Here is a 5,745-nt window from a genome sequence, read left to right as displayed (position 1 = left end):
CGGAACCAGGCTATCCAGGGCTGCAGACGATGTGGAAAACGGCTGTCCCGGTGCCAGCAGTTTCTGCCAGGTCCGGGTCTGGTGGGGATAGGGAAACCGGGTTTCCACAAACCAGGGTTTGGTCATTTGTGGTGATACGCCCGGCCCCCGGATCCCTTTGATCCGGCAGGTGATGTGTGCCCGGCCCGTCGTGGTTCCTGCCGTAACCGGCAGTTTGACGCGTTTGCGTTTATTGGGTTCCAGGGCAATGGTTTGACCGGCCTGGCCTGTGAGAGATACCGGCCCGAAACATTCTGTTTCCAGGGTTATATTCTGGGCAATATCTGTTAAGTTGTTCAGCTCCAGCATGATAAAGCCCTGGTCCCCGCAGGAAAGAAATCGCGGCATAGTGGCCTGGACCACAATGGGAGAGGCCAGGATCATCTCCTTATCCCCGGAGCCAAAGGTATTGTCCGTATGGGCAATGGCCATGATCCGCACCTGTCCGTCAAAATCCGGAAGGTCCAGATGAAAAACCGCTTTACCCTGGTCATCGGCGTCAACAGCCTTCTGGTGGATGGCCAGGATCTGCACATCGGTTGAGGGCCGGTCTCCGCCCCGGGTCAGGGTTGCCGCATCCCCGCCAAACCGCATCCTTGCATAGCCCCCGTCTGCGGCTTCAATGAGTTTCTGGTAAATGTCATGGAGTTCGGGGCTGTATTTCCGGGGCTGGAAAAAGTAGCCAAAGGGGTCCGGGGTTTTAAACCGGGTCAGGTTCAGAATTCCGCAGTCCACGGCAGCCAGGGTGACCATGGCATGCCTGGCCGGCCTGCCGCTGGCATCGGTGAGATTGACCGCCACATCCACCCGGCGGTTGGGTTCTGTTTTTTCCGGGGCCTGGATGTCAACCTTCATACGGCGGCCGGTGCGGTCAAGGGGCAGGTGGATCAGCCCCACGGATCGCTTGGGCAGTTTGGCATCCCTGCTTTCACCGGGCCGGATCACCAGTGCTGACACATACAGATCGTGACGCGCCCAGTCCGGATTAATGGCAATGGGAATCTCTTTTCCCTGGGCAGGAATATCAATGGGCAGGGTCAAAAGATTGTCTGCCCCGTCCACAAATAAAAAGCCTTTGCCGCCCTGGGGGGCCTTGACCGTCACCCGGGCCGTGTCCCCGGCCCGGTAACCTGGCTTGTCCAGGGCCAGATCCACACGGTCCGGCCGGTTCATGTCCTGCTGGCCCTGATCCCGGGAGCGCCAGCCAGCCCAGACGTTTTTACAGCTTGTCAGGCCTGTGGCCGGATTTTTTATTTCAATACGGTATCCGCCCCATTCCACGGGCACATTTACCTGGGCCCTGCCCTGGTCCGGAATATCAAGATCAAACCGGTCCACGGGATAAAACTGGCTGTTGCAGCCCCAGTGCCACGCGTCGTCTTTGTATTCCCAGTAATATTCGCGGTGTTCCCGGATCACTGTGACCTTCAGGCCATGGGCAGCCCTGAGCCGGCCCTGGGTGTCGGCCAGGATAACTTCAAATTTTGCCGTGTCATTGCCGGGTACCTGCTCGGGATCATCTTCCGTGCCGGACATATTTCTGATGCCCACAAGGTTTTGGGCCGGCCACACCTGCCATGAGGCGTTTCTGACCACCGGGCGTTCCCCGGAATCGTACAGGCTGACATTGGCGGTGACCCAGTGGGGGGAGGTTACCGCCTTCCACTGATTATCCACCTTAATAACACCTTTTCCCGTTTCGTCCAGGCGGATGTCGTCACAGGTGTACGTGGTGTTCACAAGGTCGGTGACCGCACCGAATTCAAAACCGGGTAAGGTCTTTTTGAACAGATCCCGTGCCGGTATTACATGGATCACGGCATTGGCACGGCTGCCGCCGGCAGGTGCCCCGTACAGAAAATCACCCTGGATATGGATGGCAAGATCTTTATCCGGGGCCAGGATGTTGTCGCCTGCCGGGTCTATAACCAGCTTGATGCGCTCGGGCAGAAATTCGGACACCAGAAAGGGATAATCTTCAAACCGGTCATTGCCATTGGAAAATTTCACCCGCCATTTTCCGGTCAGGGCATTGGCGGGCAACTGAAAATCAGTGTTGAAATGATTGCCTTTGCCCGGCTTCCAGGTAAATTCCCGGATGGTTTTTCCGTCGGGCTGAACCACCTTGGCTGCCACCTTTATTTCAGGTGTCCTCCGACCGTCCTGGTTCCTTAAGACGCCGTCAATCACAACGGTCTCCCCGGGACGGTAAATGTCCCTGGGGCCGTATACAAACAGGTCCAGGGGCCTGAACAGGGCATCGCCCATGGCAAATTCCGACAGATCAAGGGCCGGGGTATCCATGGCCATCAGGCTGATATGATGCTTTTTGGAAACAGATACCAGTTTCAGTTTTTCAAAGTGTCCTTTTATAACGCACAGGCCGCCGTTATCCGTTTCCTGCTCAAACAGGGTTTTTCCATCCTCGTCAACCCCCTTGATCACAGCCTTTTCAATTGGGTCTGCCGTTGAAAGGCTCTGGATGAAAAACCGGATGGCGGTGTCATATACCCTGGCATGTACCCCTAAATCGGAAATGGAAAACCAGGTCATGCGGTAGCTTTCGCGATAAAGGCCCGCGCCCCGGAGCACGGCGATATAAATGCCGGGCGGTTTAAGTTCCCTGATATGGGTGATGGAAATGTTGCACGGGGTGCGCAAGTCCTTTTTGACGTCCAGATCCCAGCGGCCGGAATAGACAAGCTCTGCAAGGTCCGCAAGGTCACTGGAATCGTAACAACTTAAATATGCGGAATCCCAGAATTCATTCTTGAAGTCTGTGAGCCGGTCCGGCCGCACCCTGAAAAAATCAATGTCAGCCTGTTTGATGTTCAGGCTGTCCACGGGCAGCCCCTTGATCAAGTCCGCGGCCAGAATAAATCCCGTGGAACCGAATGCGATCATGGGTTCCGCCGGGCGGGTGGTAATCTCATATACGACTTTTCCGGCCAGGGCCTGGCCCTGGGCCGGTGCCAGTCCTTTTTCCACATTAATGGTATAGGTGGTGTCCGGTTTTATCTGGGTAAAATAGGCCACTTTGGTATCCTTGGCCAGGATCCATGCACCGTCCACAGGGGTGCTGCCGTCTTGTTCAATAATACTGAAATACTTGCTCAAGTCCTGTGTCGTATCCAGGGGTAACGAAAAGGTGACGGCCAGGGCATTTTGTCCGTCCACGGTCTGCTGGCCGGAAAACCGGGCGTCAAGTCCGGCGCTTGCGGCTATTGCCTGGCGTGCGAAAAGTAACAGACACAGCGATATGACCGGCAAAAAAATCAGGCGAAACTGTTTCATGGTATTTTCCTTTTTTTAGGCCCGGCCAGGCAGGTTACCACATCTACCGGGGTCATGATCTGTTCTGTCCTGACCATGATGCTTTCGGTTTGCCGCCATGCCCTGGCATCAATGATGCCGATTTTTGTCCCTTTGTCCGGTTTGATTAACGGTCGGGTGGCTTCAAGCTGTTTTTGGCGGATATCATCCCTGGTGAATGTATCTTTTTTTTTGATCTGGGCTAACACCTGGACTTCATTGGCCGGATCCATGGCAAATTCCCAGGCCGACAGCAGCGCCGTTATAAAGGCTTTTACCGTATCCGGGTGTTTTTTCATCATAGCGCCTGACGTGACAACCGAGTTGGCCACAAAGTGTATACCGTAGTCCGCAGGGTTGAAAAATTTTACCCGCTCGCCTTCTGCGGCCAGCTTGTCTTCCAGGATAACCCCCTGGGCGTTGCGGTATACCGGCCACATATCAACTTCTTTTTTGAGAAACGGGGTGAAATCAGACCTGACGCTTGAGATGAAAACATCTCCTGACGTAAGGCCTGCTTTAGCCAAAAGGGTGTTCATGATGGTTTCATCATTACCCCCGAAGGTGACCCCGATATACCGGCCATTTAAATCGGAAAGCGTCTTAATTTCAGGCTGATCCGACCGGTAGATCCACTGCATGGGGTTGACCTGGAACAGCTGGGCCAGAACCACCACGTCGGCTCCTCTTTCAAGGGCACGGATGACCTGATCGGCAGATGCCACGCCAAAGTCTGCATATCTGAGTTCAAGCTCCTTGATGGCATTTTTCCCGGCCCCGCCTTCTTTTACGAAAACATCCAGCCCCGCTTTTTTGAAAAAGCCGCCGGTATCGGCAATGATATCACCGGCCACAGAGGTGTTGAACTGCCATTTCAGGCGGTAATTAAGCCGATCGCCTGCAAAGACTGGTGTGACGGCAGAAAAAAGCATCATGCAAAGGACCATGAGTCCTGCTATGATCACGTTGATTTTGGTGTTGGTTTTTTGATTCATAACAGATCGCCTCCCTTTGGCGCAAACCATTTGGTTTTCATTTGTTCGCCCACAGATTCAAGAATGCCTTGGTAAACCGAGATGATAATGCCGATGGAAAACAGGGCCACAAGAATGCAGGCAAGATCACTCTGGTACAGGGCGATGCGTATACTATAACCGATACCCTGATCCGCTGCAATGAACTCGGCCACAATGGTGCCGGCCATGGCCAGTGTGGCTGATCCTGCAATCACTGTGGTCAGCTTGTTTAAATTCTCAAAGGCCCGGATTTTGACTTCCAGCTGCCAGCGCATCCGGCCAGTGGCAATGTAAAAATGTTCAATGTCCTTTATGGGCGAGGCCATGATCCCTAACACCGACAGCAGCAACGGGAAATAGCAGATCATGGAGGCGATGAGCAGACGGGATAAAAATCCGTCCCCCATGAGAATAAAGATGATTGGGGCCAGGGCCACAATGGGATAGGCCTGGATGTTATAGGCCATGACCTTGATAAACGAGCCTGCCCAGGAGGATTTACGGCCGATGATCCCCACAAAAAAGGCCATAAAAATGGAGATCATCTGACCCAGCACCGTTACGGAAAGGGTATTGAGTACGTCAAGGAAATAACCGGCCAGCATCCGGTGTGCCGTGTCAAAGATCAGCGTTAACCCGGGGATAACATAATTGGACAGGCCGGCAGCATATTTGATGACCAGAAGGCCTGTAACGCCTAAGCAGTAAACAATCAGAAACTGGTAGATTCGTCTAAACAGCATTCATAATCTCCAGCATGGACCGGTCAATGGCATGGGGCTCGGCTGTATATCCTGTTTCATAATTCCGGCCCTGCACCACGACAGCACCTTTGCTTTTCCCGGGATGGTTTAACACCAGGATCTCTTTGCAGAATCGTGCCACTTCCATGAGATTGTGGGAGATATAAAGAAATAATTTATCCGGAAACATCTCCTTTATGGCCAGGACAATGATTTCCCGTAAGGCTTCATCCACATTGGCAAGACTTTCGTCCAGTATCAGCAAATCAAAGTCCTGAATAAGGTAGCGGATAAGGTTCATCCGGTTCTGCTGGCCCATGGACAACTGGGAGAATCGTGACCCAAGAAGGGCGTCCACTTTGAAGATTTTGACCAGTTCCTTTTTAAGATCTGAATTTTCCGGCGGGCAGACTTTTTCAAGATGACTGCCGGTATCGGCCCAGCCGGGCAGACGCTCCTGATTGTAAGAATACAAAATGCTGGAAATGCCTTCATAAATCAAAGCATTCCCCCCGGGACCGCTGCTGCCGCCGGCAAGAATTCTTGCAAAGGAGGTTGTGCCCACGCCTGATGGCCCGATAACAGCATTAAACCCTGGTGCGGCCATGGAAAAATTCAGATTTTCCAGGAGTGTT

General features: G+C 53.4%; 4 protein-coding genes. All 4 read right to left on the bottom strand.

Features of this window, described 5'->3' with window-relative positions:
• Positions 1-3,333, bottom strand: a 3,333-nt coding sequence (locus AB7U36_RS17075; RefSeq protein ID WP_428160896.1) for an alpha-2-macroglobulin family protein, incomplete at its 3' end; no start/stop codon positions are given.
• Positions 3,330-4,346 carry an ABC transporter substrate-binding protein gene (locus AB7U36_RS17070; protein ID WP_428160895.1) on the bottom strand — a complete coding sequence of 339 codons (1,017 nt, stop codon included), beginning with the start codon at positions 4,344-4,346 and terminating at the stop codon, positions 3,330-3,332. The genes AB7U36_RS17070 and AB7U36_RS17075, both read right to left, overlap by 4 nt.
• Positions 4,343-5,110: an ABC transporter permease gene (locus AB7U36_RS17065; protein ID WP_428160894.1), complete on the bottom strand. Its 768-nt coding sequence runs from the start codon at positions 5,108-5,110 to the stop codon at positions 4,343-4,345. The genes AB7U36_RS17070 and AB7U36_RS17065 overlap by 4 nt, the downstream gene beginning before the upstream one ends.
• Positions 5,100-5,738, bottom strand: a complete 639-nt coding sequence (locus AB7U36_RS17060; RefSeq protein ID WP_428160897.1) for an ATP-binding cassette domain-containing protein — start codon at positions 5,736-5,738, stop codon at positions 5,100-5,102. Before AB7U36_RS17060 ends, AB7U36_RS17065 begins: the two co-directional genes overlap by 11 nt.
• Positions 5,739-5,745: the final 7 nt, after the last annotated feature.

This window comes from Desulfobacter sp. (genome assembly GCF_050177295.1).
This window is presented reverse-complemented; position numbering and strand designations above follow the sequence as displayed.